This window comes from Streptomyces sp. NPDC101219 (assembly GCF_044767675.1).
Lineage (GTDB): Bacteria > Actinomycetota > Actinomycetes > Streptomycetales > Streptomycetaceae > Streptomyces.
The window spans coordinates 64,611-78,076 of the sequence record NZ_JBIWOK010000022.1 but is presented as its reverse complement, the minus strand read 5'-3'; the positions used below and the strand labels follow the sequence as shown (position 1 = coordinate 78,076).

The window sequence follows — 13,466 nt, the reverse complement described above, 5'->3', positions numbered from 1 at the left end:
GACGGGTCGGCGAGCATGTCGACGAACCCGTTCGTGGACTACCACCTGATCTACGCGGTGGTGCTGATCGCGCTGGCCGCGGTCTCGGCCGGTGATGCGCTGGGTCTGGGCCGCCTGTGGGCCCGGCTCCCGATCGTCCGCGACCACCGGTGGCTGCGCTGAACCAGGCCGGTGGGGCGGGTCGGTGGACCCGCCCCACCGGTTTGTCGACGCGGCCCGCGACGCCTCCCTCGACGTCGGCCGCCGCATCCGCCGCAGCCCGTTCGGCGCGCACACCGGCGCCCACCCACCCGGTCATGCACCACGCCCCGCCGGTCGCCGTCGTCGCGCACGGCTGACGCGGCCGGCCGAAGAGAAGCACAGAAGGAGCAGAACCATGAAGGCAGCGGTCGTCCGGGAGTTCGGAAAGCCCTTGGTCATCGAGGAGCGCCCCGACCCCCAGCCCGGCCCGGGCCAGGTCCGTGTGCGCGTCGAGGCGTCCGGGCTGTGCCACACCGACATCCACGCGGCGCACGGCGACTGGCCGGTCAGGCCCACCCCGCCGTTCGTCCCCGGCCACGAGGGCGTCGGCCTCGTCGAGAAGCTCGGCGACGACGTGACCCACCTCGCCGTCGGCCAACGGGTCGCCGTGCCGTGGCTCGGCAGCACGTGCGGGCGGTGCGAGCACTGCCTGTCCGGCTGGGAGACGCTGTGCGAGAGCCAGGTCAACACCGGCTACGGCTGCGACGGCGGCTACGCCGAGAAGATGCTCGCCCGGGCCGACTTCGCCCAGCCGGTGCCCGAGGGCGTCAGCGCCCTCGACGCCGCCCCGCTGACCTGCGCGGGCGTCACCACCTACAAGGCCCTCAAGGTCGCGGACATCCGGCCCGCCCAGCTCGTCGCCATCTCGGGCGTGGGCGGACTGGGCCACCTGGCGGTGCAGTACGCGAAGATGGCGGGAGCCACCGTCGCCGCGATCGACGTCACCGACGACAAGCTGCAACTCGCCCGGGACCTCGGCGCGGACATCGTCATCGACGCCCGCACCCAGAACGTCGGCGCCGAGCTGAAACGGCACGGAGGCGCCCACGCGGCCCTCGCGCTCGCAGTGAACCCGGCCGCCTTCCAAGCCGTCAACTCCGGTCTGCGCCGCGGCGGGAAGCTCGTGATGGTGGCCCTGCCGGCGCACGGCACGCTCGAGGTCCCGATCTTCGACACCGTGCTCAACGGCACCTCGGTGATCGGCTCCATCGTCGGCACCCGGCAGGATCTCGCCGAGGTCTTCCAGCTTCATGCCGAGGGCCGCACGAAGGTCATCCGGGAGACCCGCCCGCTGGCCGCCGTCAACGACTGCATCGACGAGGTCCTGCGAGGACAGATCAAAGCCCGGATTGTGTTCGACCTCGGCACGGAAGGACGACAACGACGAGTCTCCCCCTGATCGTCGGTGCAGACGGCTCCCGAGTCGAGCCTTCGGGCCGCCGACCGGGTGGCCGACGAAGCCACCCTGCACGGCCTCCCCCCGCGGATCGTCCACGCCTACCGCTGGGAACGCCATGAGGGCGCCGCGCCCGCCCGCAAGTGGGCAAGCCGTCCGGTCGCGTGACCTCCGACGACATTATCCTTGTCGCCGCCACCCGCCACCCGCCACCCGCCACCCGCCACCCGCCACCCGCCACCCGCCACCCGCCACCCGCCATCCCCGTCGTCACCATCCGGATCTCGCCGTCGCCGCCGAAGCGGTGGCCGAAGAACCGGAGTACGTCCTCCTGCGCGAGGCACGCAACGCCTCGGCCGTGATCGTGGGCACCCGCGGACGCGGCGGACTGACCGATCTGCTGCCCGGCTCCGTCAGCCTGACCGTGGCCACCGAGGCCGCATGCCCGGTCCTCGTGATCCGAGCGCCCACGACAACCGGACCGCCGACGCCCGGCACGGCCGTATCGTCCTCGGCGTGGCCGACGCGCCGACGGCGGCGGTGCGCTTCGCCTACGAGGAGGCCCGGCGGCGCGGTGCCGTCCTGGACGCGGTACGGGCGTGGCGACGCCCCGTGCAGGACACGGCCGACCACCCGCTGCTCACCGGCACCCCCGAGCGGCTGCACGAGGAACGGGCGGTCAGGGAGCTGGAGGCCGCGCCCGCCGGCGCCCCGCCGGACGTGGAACCGCACCGGCACACGGTCGAGGGACCCGCCCGCCGAGCGCCCCTCACCGCCTCGCCCGAGGCGGACCTGCTGGTCGTCGGCCGACGCCGTCCCGGACAGTTCGGACACCGCCTCGGCCGGATCGCCCACAGGCTCCTGCACCACTCCGCCTGCCCGATCGGGGTCGTACCCGACCGGCGTGACGACGTCGACCGGCGGCACGTCGACCACCCCGCGTACGGCATCACCTGCGATCTGAGACAAGCGGCCACTGTCACGCCGGCCAGGACGTCGCCCTTCAGCCACGAGCGCCGGCAGCCGAGCAGCGTACCGAGCCCGGGCAGGGCAGGCGCACAGGGGACGACCGGCGGAAACCTCGGGCCGACCGGCCCTCACACCGCCCCCGGGCAGCCCATGGGACCACCCCCCCGATCCGAAGGATGCTCGAGGCGTCAGGAGATGTGGAGGAACCCCGGCGGCGAGGACGGCGTCACCGTGCTCGTCACGCGGATCCGCCTGGTGCCGTGCGGCCCCGGGATCCATGTCCACGCCGACTCCACCGAGGAGGAAGCACATGAAGCACAACAAGGTCGGCTCCGTGATGACCACGGACGTGGTCCGCGCCGACTACGGCACCCCGTTCAAGGAGGTCGCGAGGCTGCTCGCGGCCCATCGGATCAGCGGACTGCCCGTGGTCGACGAGGACGACCGGGTCATAGGCGTCCTTTCGCAAACGGACCTGATCACACGTCAGGCCGCCACCCCCGGACCGCGCCGCCGCTTCCCCTTCCCCGGCCTGACGCGCGGTGCCCGACGCCAGGCGGCGAAGGCGAACGCCCGCACCGCCGGCCGGCTCATGACCGAGCCGCCCGTCACCACCCACGCCGACGACACCGTCGTCCAGGCCGCCCGCACCATGGCCCGGCACCAAGTGGAACGGCTGCCGGTACTCGACGAGGAGGACCGGCTGGTCGGCATCGTCACCCGCCGCGACCTGCTCCAGGTCTTCCTGCGCTCCGACAGGGAGATCCGCGACGAGGTGATCGAGGAGGTACTGACGCGCACCCTGTGGCTGGCGCCCAACAGTATCGACGTGTCCGTCGTGGAGGGCGTTGTCGTGCTCTCCGGGTGCATGGAACGCAAGAGCGAGACGGAGATCGCCTTGTCGATGACCCGCCGGATCGACGGCGTGGTGGGGGTGGTCGACAAACTCACCTACCGACTGGACGACGCGCACCTGCGGATCAAGGAACAGTCGCTGCAGGGCGTGGCGGACGACTGGCTGCGGCGACTGTGAGACGAGGCGCATCCCCGTGACCGGCACCGGCGGCACACATCGCCGACGAGCTGACGCACACATAAGTGCGTGGCGCTGCCGGGAACCTTGGAAACCGTGAGGTGGAGAGCGCGCTCGCCGTGGCTTCGCTGAATCCGGCACTCCGAAGCCATGCCTGCTCAGCGGCTTGCGCCGGCACCTCCCCGGAGGGCCGGCCCCACGGGGGCCGATCGCGGTGCGACACGGGTCGTTCTCCGGCATGGCAGGGACCGATGGCCCCCTCCTTCCGCGCCCCACGAGGCTCAGGCTGGACGGGACGCGACACCGCAGTACCCGGCGAAGGACAGGTTGGCTGATGTACCCCAACGACGGTTTCCGCGAACTTGGGCGGCAGGAGTCTCTGCGGCTGATGGCCAAGATGTCCGTCGGCCGTATCGTCTTCACGCGTCGGGCCCTGCCCGCCGTGCTGCCGGTCAACTTCAGTCTCGACGACGATGAGGCGGTCCTGCTGCGCACCTCCGCGACGTCGGATCTGGTCAGCGCGATCGACGGCGCGGTGGTCGCCTTCGAGACAGACGACGTCGACGAGGCCCGGCATTCCGGCTGGAGCGTTGTCGTCACCGGTTCGGCCACGGTGGTGACCGACCCCGCCGAACACGAACGCCTGACCCGCACCGGCCCCGTCTCCTGGGTGCCCGCGCCACAGGAGGTCTTCGTCCGCATCGAGCCGGAACTGGTCACCGGACGTGAACTCATCGGCGGACGCACCCTGTACGGAGTGGACCTCACCGTTTGAACGCCTCGTCGCCCCTCCGGGGGCCGTTCTCGTCCGGCAGGGCAGGTTCTGGCGTCGGCCGTCGCACGGGTCCACATGCGTCACCCCGGTCTGCCGGTGAAGACCGGGGCCGCGCACGGTATCCGGGTGTGATGGTGGAGCAGAGGGTGATGCACGGTCGAACGCGGGAAGCGTTGATCGACGCCGGCCGGTCCGCGCAGTTGGTCGCGATCGGTGCCCGCGGGCGCGGTGGCTTCACCGGGTCGCTGCTCGGCTCGGTCAGCCAGGCGCTTCTCCACCACGCTCACTGCCCCGTCGCGGTGGTGCGGGCAGCGGGCGCGGGGGACTGACCGAGCCCGGCGGGGCTCTTACCTGTCCCGGGACGCGGGCGGGTCGTGTGCTGCGCGGGAGAGGACGGCCGGGCGCGCGGAGCGCCCGCGTCCCGCGCGTGAGGCCGCGAGGCGGCCACCTGCCGAGGCGCTGGGCCGGTGACGGCGACGGGGGTCGCCACGGACGGCGAACGGTTGCCGCGGCCCGCGGGACGGTGGCCGTCGGGTTTCCGTACCGGAGTGCACGACAGGCTTGATGAGCGAGCGGTGCCCGGACCGACCGCGGACACTCGGCAGGGCCGAACGGCCGTCGGTACGGCCCGGTGGCCCCTGGCCACGAGGAGCGGTTGAACCGAAGCTGGCAGACGAAGGGCCGCACTCGGCGGCGCTCGGGAACAGGAGAACTCAGTGGCTCGTCCGGTGATCGCAGGCGTGGACGGCTCCGCCTCCAGTCTTGAGGCAGTCGTGGTCGCGGCCCACGAGGCGCATCTGCGTGGTGCCCCTCTGCGGATCGTGCACGCGTTCGGGCACCGACCGGTCGGCGGGCCGCCCGGGAGTCCGCCAGACCACGGTCTGGAGCCGATGGTCCGGGGCACGCTGGCCCGTGCCGAGGAACGGGCCCGCACGGCCGCGCCGGGTGTGGCCATCACCCGGTCGGTGGTGGCCGGGGAGGCCGTCCAGTTACTGGAGATCGAATTGCGGTCGGCGTCGCTGGCAGAGGTCGGCAGCCGGGGCCTGAGCGGCTTCTCCGGATTGCTGCTCGGCTCGGTCAGCCAGGCGCTGCTCCACCACGCCCACTGCCCCGTCACCGTCGTCCGCGACAAGGGGTGACCGTGCCTCACCAGAGCATGCCGGACGGCCTCTCTCCGTCCGCACGGCCATCCCTGCTGCCGGACGCCTACCGACGCGACGCCACGGACGTGGCGGCCTCACTCGCAGTGGTCCCGGCCATGGGCCTGACCACGGTCGAAGCCGAACGGCGGGCCACCGACTGGGGGGCCAACGCATTGGCCGAACCGGTCCGTAGGCCACAGTGGCTGCGCCTGCTGGACCAGTTCCGCAGCTGGCTGATCGGCATCCTGCTCGTTGCCGCCGTCATCGCGGGAGTCATCGGCGAGATCAAGGACGCCTTCGTCATCACCGTCGTCCTGCTCATCAACGCCACCATCGGCTACCTGCAGGAACGCCGGGCCGAGCGCAGCTTGGAAGCGCTTCGCCGGATGCTGGTCCCCACCGCGCGGGTACGCCGCGACGGCCGGGTCGGGACAGTCCCGGCCGGCACCCTCGTGCCCGGCGACATCGTGCTCCTGGAAGCCGGAGACCGTGTCCCGGCCGACGGTCGCCTCGCCGTCGCCGAGTCGGTCGAGTCTGCCGAAGCCGCACTGACCGGCGAGTCCCGTCCCGTCGCCAAGACGACCGCGCCCGCCGTGGCCGAAGGCGAGGACCCCGTACCCGTCGCCGAGCGCACCGGCATGCTCTTCATGAACACCGCGCTGACCCGGGGCCGTGCCGAGATGATCGTCACCGCCACCGGCATGCGCACCGAGGTCGGCGCGATCGCCGAGGCGCTGCGCACCGGTGCGCAGCCGCCCAGCCCGCTGCAGGTCCAGATGGACAGCCTGGGCCGGCGCCTGGCCGCGGTCAGCGGTGTCGCCGTGGCCGCGTACGCACTGGTGGCCCTGCTGCGCGGCGAGGAACCGGCCGATCTCGCGCTGCGGGCGGTGGCCCTGGCTGTCGCGGCGATCCCCGAGGGGCTGCCCGCCGTTCTCGCGCTCACCCTGGCCCTGGGCGTCCACCGCATGGCCCGCCGCGGTGCCATCGTCAAGCGACTGGCCTCCGTCGAGGCGCTCGGCTCGGCGACCGTGGTGTGCAGCGACAAGACCGGCACGCTGACCATGAACGAGATGACCGCCCGCGCCCTGTGGACGGCCGGACGGGACCACGAGGTCACCGGCGAGGGCTACGACACCACGGGTACCGTGCTTGCCGGCGACGGGCAGAGCGGCGTGGACCTGCGCGACGCGGTGCTGCCGTTCGCGCTGTGCAACGACGCCCGCCGCACTCCGGACGGCGTCATCGGCGACCCCACGGAGGCCGCCCTGCTCGTGCTCGCCGCCAAGGCCGGTCTCGACTCCGGCCCGCACGCGCACCCGGCACGCACGGGCGAGGTGCCCTTCGATCCGGCCGCCAAGTACATGGCGACTTTCCATCGTGACGCCGACGGCCGGACCGCCGTCCACGTCAAGGGAGCCGTCGACGTCCTGCTGGACCGCTGCACCCACGTCCTGACCGAGCACGGACCGGCACTCCTCGACACCGAGCGCCGCCGGGAAGTCACCGACGCGGCCCGGCGGATGGGCAGCCAGGGCCTGCGCGTCCTCGGCGGCGCCACCACCACCGCCGTCGGCCGGGCCCACCCGGACGCGGTGACGGACCTGACTCTGACCGCCGTCGCCGGGATCGCCGACCCGCCCCGCCCGCAGGCCCGCGACGCGGTCGCTCTGGCCCAGGAAGCCGGCGTCACCGTCAAGATGATCACCGGGGACCATGCCGACACCGCGACCGCCATCGCCCGCGAACTCGGCATCAGCGGCGACGTCGTCTCCGGCACCGAACTGGCCCGGATGAGCGGCGACGAACTGGCGGACAGGATCGAGGACATCGGCGTCTTCGCCCGCGTCGCCCCCGAGCACAAGGTGACCATCGTCCGTGCCCTCGCCCGGCGCGGTCACATCGTGGCCATGACCGGCGACGGCGTCAACGACGCCGCCGCCCTGCGCGCCGCCCACATCGGCGTCGCGATGGGCGTCACCGGCACCGACGTGGCCAAAGAGGCCGCCGACATGGTCCTGACCGACGACGACTTCTCCACCATCGTCCGCGCGGTCCGTGAGGGCCGCTCCATCTACGACAACATCGTCACCTTCGTCCGTTTCCAGCTGTCCACCAACATCGGCGCCATCCTCACCCTGCTCGCCACCGTGCTGGCCGGGATGCCCGCCCCCATGTCCGCGATCCAACTGCTGTGGGTCAACATCATCATGGACGGGCCGCCCGCCATGGCTCTGGCCGTCGACCCACCGCGGGACAACGTGATGCGACGCCCACCGCGCCCGCCCGCCGAACGCATCCTCAACGCCCGCCGCCTGGCGGCCATCGCCCGTTCCGGCGCGGTGATGGCCGCCGGCACTCTGGCGGTCTTCGCCGGCGCGCGCCACCTCACCGACACCGCGACCGCCGCCACCATGGCCTTCACGACGTTCGTCCTCTTCCAACTCTGCAACGCCCTGGCCGCCCGAAGCGAGGACGGCCCTGTCTTCGGGCGCCACCAGTTGCACAACCGCACCCTGTGGATCGCCCTGGCCGCAGTGCTCGCCCTCCAGGTCATCGCCGTACAGGCGCCCGTGGCCCAAGGAGTCTTCGACACCGTCGCCCTCGGCCCGACGCAGTGGGCGATCTGCCTCGCCACCGCTTCCACCGTGCTGCTGGCCGAGCACGGCTGGCGGGCCGCTCATGCACGCCGCGCTCGGCGCGCAGCCCGTGGGCAGACCCCGTGAGATCTCAGCACCGGTTCACAACCGCGAGGCCGGAGAAGACGGCCACGGGCGACCCGGTCGGCCAGTCGTGGTTCGGTAGCCGTTCCGCTTCAAGTGGGATGTGCCGTGTCCGTCGGTGAGAACGGGGCGGTCATGCTGCCCGGACAGCGCGCGGTCGACCAGCCGGCCCCGCTCTTGAACCCTCCCGCCCCGGGCCGATCTTGTGCCAGTAGGGAAACGATGCGGCCCACACGTTCGGTCGGCATGGTCTGGAGATCGCGTCGGCGTGTGCCGCAGCTTCGAGGTGCGGTGCGAGCCGGTGGGCAACGCGTGAGGGCCGCGATCGCGGCGGCCGACGATCCCCGGGTCTCCTCGAACTCGCCTGCTCGATCATCTGCCTGCGGTGGCTCTCGCGATCATTCTGAAACGGTCAGTTACACGGACAACGGGCAACCCGCAGACGCGTCAGAGTCATCCTCGTGAAAACCATTGGTGCCCGGCGTGCTCCGCTGATGGACTGACTTCCCTACCGTGAGTCTGCCGCGACGGAGGTAGTGGTTGTGACCGGTTACGAGGTTTGCTCGCCGAGGTGTACGAATGGCTCATCTCGGATGCAAAGTTGCCTCCAGCCGAGTTCGCTGCGTCGTTCGACGACGTCCTCAATTGCCTGCCGCCGAACGCTCACGTCCTGGACTGTTCGTGCGGAACTGGACAGTTGGCGGTCGGCCTCGCCGGTCGAGGCATGCAGGTTGACGCAACTGACGCCAGCGAGGCGATGGTTCGTCGGACTGCAGAGTTGTCTGAGGAGTTCGGGGTATCCGTTCGAGCCGTTCGGGCGACGTGGGAAGAGTTGCCCGACCATTTTCCGGACAGCACGTTCGACATGGTGTTCTGCGTCGGCAACTCGCTTCACCATGCCACGGGCGCGACGGGCAGGGGCGCTGCTCTGGAGTCGATGTCACGGCTTCTGCGCCCCGGCGGGCGCTTGGTGCTCACATCCCGCACGTGGGAACTGGTGAGGGCCAGAGGTTCCCGGCTGGAGATCAGTGACCGTCTCGTCCGCCGGTACGGTCGCGATGCCGTCGTGGTCTACCGCTGGGAGATTGCGCCGCATTGGGAGGAGGAGCATCACATCGAAATTGCAATCGCGCAAGTCGATGCGACGGGGTTGGTTCATGTCCGCTCGGAACAGCTGTCCTGCTGGCCCTACCGGTACGAGGAACTCGAAGTCGAACTGCACGGGGTCGGACTCCAGACGGAACTGAGTACGTTCGATCTTGAGGCCGAGAACTACATGGTGGTCGCGAGCAAGGTATGAACACCAGCCCCTGGGTCCCTGGCCGGACCGCGCGGATGGTCGCAGGACGCTTGCGCCTTCTCATCGGTGCGGGTCCAAGTGGTCAACGCAACCCGTCGGACCGCGAGTGCTCGTCGATCGGACGGCGGTGGTACGCGTATGAAGGCAGGGTGAGTGCCCAATTGCAGTCGCTGTTCGATGGGTTGGGGGTGGGGCTTGCAGTCAGGCCGGAGCTAGTCTGACGAGCCCTTCGCTCGATGGTGAGGAGAGCAAGTGTCCGTTCTGATCAACGCTGTTGATGTCCGTCCGCGCGTGTACTACAGGACCATCCAGATCGGTCCCATCCTCTTCGAGCAAGCGCCGGCGGAGGACGAGATTGTTCAGATCCCCGGGGAGGGCTGGAGCCTCACCTCCAGCGACAACGATTTCTACCCTTTGGTGCGTTTGGAGGTGTGGGACGGTCCCGCGTCTCACCCATCAGGCTCTTGGGAGTACGAACGGGCTTTCCGTTCTCCGATGGCAGATCATCTCGCCGTGGTCGACTTGGGTGGCGTCTGCTACGGCGAAATCCCGCTGCGGCCGGGGCGTTATCACCTGCGTTTGCTCTGCCGAGGACGAGATCACGTTGAGGCTTCGCTAGCACTCGATCCCTTTCCTCCCGAAGGACCGCACGAGGATCCCCTTGAGGTATGGGTCGTCCAGATGTGGCCTGCCTGAGAAGCCGCATCGCAACCGGTCTCGGAACGTGCGGATCGAACGGAGTTCCTGGTCGGGCGTTCTCCCGGCAGTACGTGTATGAACGCACTGCCACCTGGTAACGCGGGGGTGCGATCCCGTTCCGAGTGCTTCCCGGAGCAATGTTGTCTTCGGCGTATGTTCCCGAGTATCGGGGTGGGTGGTCCGGGGGTTGTGTGTGGGTGGTGGGGGCCAGTCAGCCGGTGCCGTGGGGTGGCACCGGCTGATGGATCCAACCCCCTCTTTTTTTCGTGTGTTTCAAGGTTGCCCATCGCGGTGGGTGTGTGGGTTTCCTACCCGCTGGAGTTCCGCACACCGTGGGTTCCGCGCTCCTTGAAAGGGGAAAAAAAGGGGGCGGGCTGCCCGTTGGTTGGATGTGTTCAGTAAGGCAGAGGGCGGGCATATGCGGCAAGGGTTTGTGGGGGGATGCCGTTCGTTCGGGGGAGCGCGTGGTGGGGGCGCGTTGGGGGGTGTGGGCGGGGTGGGGTGGGGTGTGGGGGTGGCCTTCACCCCCTCCGGGGGGTGTGGTGGGGGTGAAGGCCGGTGTGGGGTGGGGGGCTGGTCGGGGTGTGGTGGCCGGCCCCCCCTTTTTTTTTGTGGGTGGGTCAGGAGTAGGTGTATCCGCCGGTGACGTTGGTGCTGCCGGCGGGGGTGGTGATGGTGACGTCGGCGGTGCCGGCGGTTCCGGCGGGGGTGAGGCCGACGAGGACGGTTCCGGTGGCGTTGACGGTGATGTTGGTGGCGGGGTTGCCGCCGATGGTGACGGTGGCTGCGGTGAGGTTGGTGCCGGTGATGACGAAGGGGGTGCCTCCGGTGGCGGGTCCGGTGGCGGGGGTGAGGGAGGTGGCGGTGGGTGTGGGGGGTGCGAGGTAGGTGAAGCCGCCGGGGACGTTGGCGGTGCCGTGGGGGGTGGTGACCTGGACGGTGGCGTTGCCGGGGGTTCCGGGCGGGGTGGTGCCGGTCAGGAGGATGCCGCCGATGACTTGGACGTTGGTGGCGGGGGTGTTGCCGATGGTGACGGTGGCTCCGGTGAGGTTGGCTCCCACGATGGTGAAGGGGGTGCCTCCGGCGGCGGGTCCGCTTGGGGGGGTGATGCCGATGACGGTCGGTGTGGGGGCGGGCAGGGCGAGGTAGGTGTAGTTGGCGGGGGTGCTGGCGCCGGCGGGGGTGGTGACGACGACGGGGACGTTGCCGGGGCTGCCTGCGGGGGCGACGACGGTGATGAGGAATCCGAACGGGTCCTGGGAGACGATGGTTGCCGGGTTGCCGCCGAAGGTGACGGAGGTGGCGCCGGTGAGGTTGGCGCCGATGATCAGGACGGTGTTCCCTCCGGTGGTGGGGCCGAAGCCGGGGACTGCGGCCAGGAGGCTGGGCTGTGACAGGACGGTGGGCAGGCCGGGCAGGAGGTTCACGGACATGGGGTTCTCCTCGTGAGTGGAAGCGGGGGGTGTGGGTGTGGGTGGTGCCGTCCTGGTGCGGTGTGCGCGGGAACGGGTGCGGCGGGTGCCGGTGATGGGGTCCTGGGCCCGTGGCGGGTGCAGGGCGGGGCCCGCGGGCGGGTGCCGTGGTGTTCTGGGTGCGCGGCGGCCCCTGGGGGGCGGGTGGAGATGTTGCACAGGGCGGCGGTTGTGGGGCCTGCCGTGTGTGCGGTGCGGGCGGTGCAGCAGCGCCAAACGGTCCGAGAAGATGGGGGGTTTGGCGGAGACAGGCCGGTGAGTATCCAGGATGTCGGACTACCGGGCTGGATGGGCTGCCTGCCGGTCTCTATCATTGAACGGCTGTGTCCGCCAAAGGGACAAGACCTTTCCGGCTGTTATCACCCGATGAGGTGAAGGCGGTGGTGGCGGGTGCGCTGTTTCTGGCTCCTGGTGCGGTTTTCCGGGTGGGGGTGCGGCGTGTGGGTCCCGGCCGGCCGGGGGTGTGTTTTTTCCGTGGTCCGATGAGGGCTGTTCCGCGCAACTGCCCTCTGGTGGGGCGGGGGTTCGTCCGCGCCGGTGGGAGGGGGTGCGGTGCCGTTCTTTTCTTTCACCCCCCCTTTTTTTTCTCCGCCCCGGCCCCCCCTTTTTTTGGTGTCTGTCTCTCTTCCCTTTCCTGGTGGTGTGCCGGTGGTGGTGTGCAGGCGGGAAGTCGCCGAGGGGGCCGGGGGGGGGCGTGGCGGGGGCCGGGGCCGGGGTGTGGGGGTGGTGTGGGGGCCGGGGTGTGGGGGTGGTGTCGGGGCCGGGGTGTGGGGGTGTCGGGTCGCGGTCGTCTCCGGGGTGTCATTGAATGGCGCGTGCCGGCTCTTGCACGGCCCCGGGCAGCAGGGGTGGTGTGCCGCACGTCCCGGGTGCCGAGTTCTTCGAGAGGGGCGGCCGGGCGGTGCCTTTCGCCGGCAGGGGCTTGTCACCGGACAGCCCGTGGGCACCGCTCGCAGCGGGCCGCTCAGCGTGTGCTGGGCGGGGTCTTCTAAGGGAGCGAACATGGTACGAGGAAGACATGGCCGGGGCAGGATGATGCTGGTCTCTGTGACCGCGTTGACGGCTGTGCTGAGCTGGGCGTCGCCGGCGGCGGCCGCGGCATCGCTCACCACGGTGGCGGCCGTTCCGTCGTCCGCTCAGGTCGGCGAGCCGGTGCAGCTGACGGCGACGGTGTCGTGTGCGTCGGACCCGTCCGGCGGTCTGGGGGTGACGTTCTTCGACGGCGGTGAGCTGCTGGAGACGGTGGATGTCTCGGCCGGCGGCCAGGCCGCCTTCACGGCTTCGTTCGCCTCCGCCGGCTCTCACACCGTCACGGCCGTCTACAACGGCAACGCCGAGTGCGATGCCTCGCACGCCGTCACCTCCGTCGAGGTGACGGCCGTGCCGGCTGCGCCTGGGGGGCTGTGCCTGCTGTCCTGCGGCGGACTGATCAGCATCAACATCAACGACAGCTTCAACAACGGCTGACACCGCCTCACTCTCCCCGGGGGGGTGCTGCCGGGCGTGCGGGGCCGGCAGCACCCGTGGCGCGGCCGGCCCGCACGGCGGGCGTGTGGTGTTGGGGGGGGCGGTGCCTGGCCGCGGCGGCGGGCGGGTGGCCCGGGGAGCGCGGGCGTTGAGGCGCACCTTCTCGACGTGGTCCACGGCGACCGGGCCGAGGGAGATCCACCCGTGGTCTCTCCGCGCCGCCCGGTGGCGGGGTGTCCCGCCCGGGCCGGGCCGGCCCGACTGGCTGGACTGGTACAACCACCGCCGACCCCCGCTCCGGCATCGGCGGCCACCCACCGGCCAGCCGCGTCACCACCCTGTCCGGACACCACCTCCGGGGCCTGTGGTTTGGATCAGGCCGGGCCCGCGGGCCCGGCACCGCGCGCGCCTGGCCGCGTTGTCGTCGGTTGGCAGGACTCCGCCCTGCCGCCCTCCTCCGCCTTGCGGTACA

General features: G+C 70.9%; 8 protein-coding genes and 3 pseudogenes. 10 read left to right on the top strand and 1 reads right to left on the bottom strand.

Features of this window, described 5'->3' with window-relative positions:
• Window positions 1-376: 376 nt before the first annotated feature.
• The 9 genes and pseudogenes from adhP to ACIRPP_RS30250 all read left to right on the top strand — a co-directional run bounded on the left by adhP (window position 377) and on the right by ACIRPP_RS30250 (window position 10,052).
• Window positions 377-1,420, top strand: coding sequence for an alcohol dehydrogenase AdhP (gene adhP, locus ACIRPP_RS30290; protein WP_403649426.1), 1,044 nt, complete (start codon window positions 377-379; stop codon window positions 1,418-1,420).
• Window positions 1,417-2,317 (top strand): annotated as a pseudogene (locus ACIRPP_RS30285) (universal stress protein); the annotation flags it as partial. The gene adhP and the pseudogene ACIRPP_RS30285, both read left to right, overlap by 4 nt.
• A gap of 379 nt (window positions 2,318-2,696) precedes the next feature.
• Window positions 2,697-3,419, top strand: a complete 723-nt coding sequence (locus ACIRPP_RS30280; RefSeq protein WP_403649423.1) for a CBS domain-containing protein — start codon at window positions 2,697-2,699, stop codon at window positions 3,417-3,419.
• A 334-nt stretch (window positions 3,420-3,753) separates the two neighbouring features.
• A complete protein-coding gene (locus ACIRPP_RS30275; protein ID WP_403649420.1) occupies window positions 3,754-4,194 on the top strand; it encodes a pyridoxamine 5'-phosphate oxidase family protein in 441 nt (146 codons plus the stop codon).
• Window positions 4,195-4,304: 110 nt separating this feature from the next.
• Window positions 4,305-4,523 (top strand): annotated as a pseudogene (locus ACIRPP_RS30270) (universal stress protein); the annotation flags it as partial.
• A gap of 387 nt (window positions 4,524-4,910) precedes the next feature.
• A complete protein-coding gene (locus tag ACIRPP_RS30265; protein ID WP_403649417.1) occupies window positions 4,911-5,333 on the top strand; it encodes a universal stress protein in 423 nt (140 codons plus the stop codon).
• A gap of 2 nt (window positions 5,334-5,335) precedes the next feature.
• Window positions 5,336-8,059 carry a cation-translocating P-type ATPase gene (locus ACIRPP_RS30260; RefSeq protein WP_403649414.1) on the top strand — a complete coding sequence of 908 codons (2,724 nt, stop codon included), beginning with the start codon at window positions 5,336-5,338 and terminating at the stop codon, window positions 8,057-8,059.
• 539 nt (window positions 8,060-8,598) lie between these two features.
• Window positions 8,599-9,356 (top strand): annotated as a pseudogene (locus ACIRPP_RS30255) (class I SAM-dependent methyltransferase).
• A 252-nt stretch (window positions 9,357-9,608) separates the two neighbouring features.
• Window positions 9,609-10,052, top strand: coding sequence for a hypothetical protein (locus tag ACIRPP_RS30250; protein WP_403649411.1), 444 nt, complete (start codon window positions 9,609-9,611; stop codon window positions 10,050-10,052).
• A 623-nt stretch (window positions 10,053-10,675) separates the two neighbouring features.
• Here ACIRPP_RS30250 and ACIRPP_RS30245 read toward each other — a convergent pair.
• Window positions 10,676-11,488, bottom strand: coding sequence for an IPT/TIG domain-containing protein (locus tag ACIRPP_RS30245; protein ID WP_403649408.1), 813 nt, complete (start codon window positions 11,486-11,488; stop codon window positions 10,676-10,678).
• 1,086 nt (window positions 11,489-12,574) lie between these two features.
• On the opposite strand from ACIRPP_RS30245, the gene ACIRPP_RS30240 reads away from it, so the two are divergent.
• On the top strand, window positions 12,575-12,994 hold the full coding sequence (locus tag ACIRPP_RS30240) for an Ig-like domain-containing protein (RefSeq protein WP_403649404.1): 420 nt from the start codon (window positions 12,575-12,577) through the stop codon (window positions 12,992-12,994).
• Window positions 12,995-13,466 lie beyond the last annotated feature (472 nt).

What these genes read in the sequence shown, in the direction of transcription:
- ACIRPP_RS30245 (WP_403649408.1), bottom strand. Translation starts at nt 11,488, where the DNA reads ATGTCCGTGAACCTCCTGCCCGGCCTGCCCACCGTCCTGTCACAGCCC.
- ACIRPP_RS30275 (WP_403649420.1), top strand. Translation starts at nt 3,754, where the DNA reads ATGTACCCCAACGACGGTTTCCGCGAACTTGGGCGGCAGGAGTCTCTG.
- adhP (WP_403649426.1), top strand. Translation starts at nt 377, where the DNA reads ATGAAGGCAGCGGTCGTCCGGGAGTTCGGAAAGCCCTTGGTCATCGAG.
- ACIRPP_RS30280 (WP_403649423.1), top strand. Translation starts at nt 2,697, where the DNA reads ATGAAGCACAACAAGGTCGGCTCCGTGATGACCACGGACGTGGTCCGC.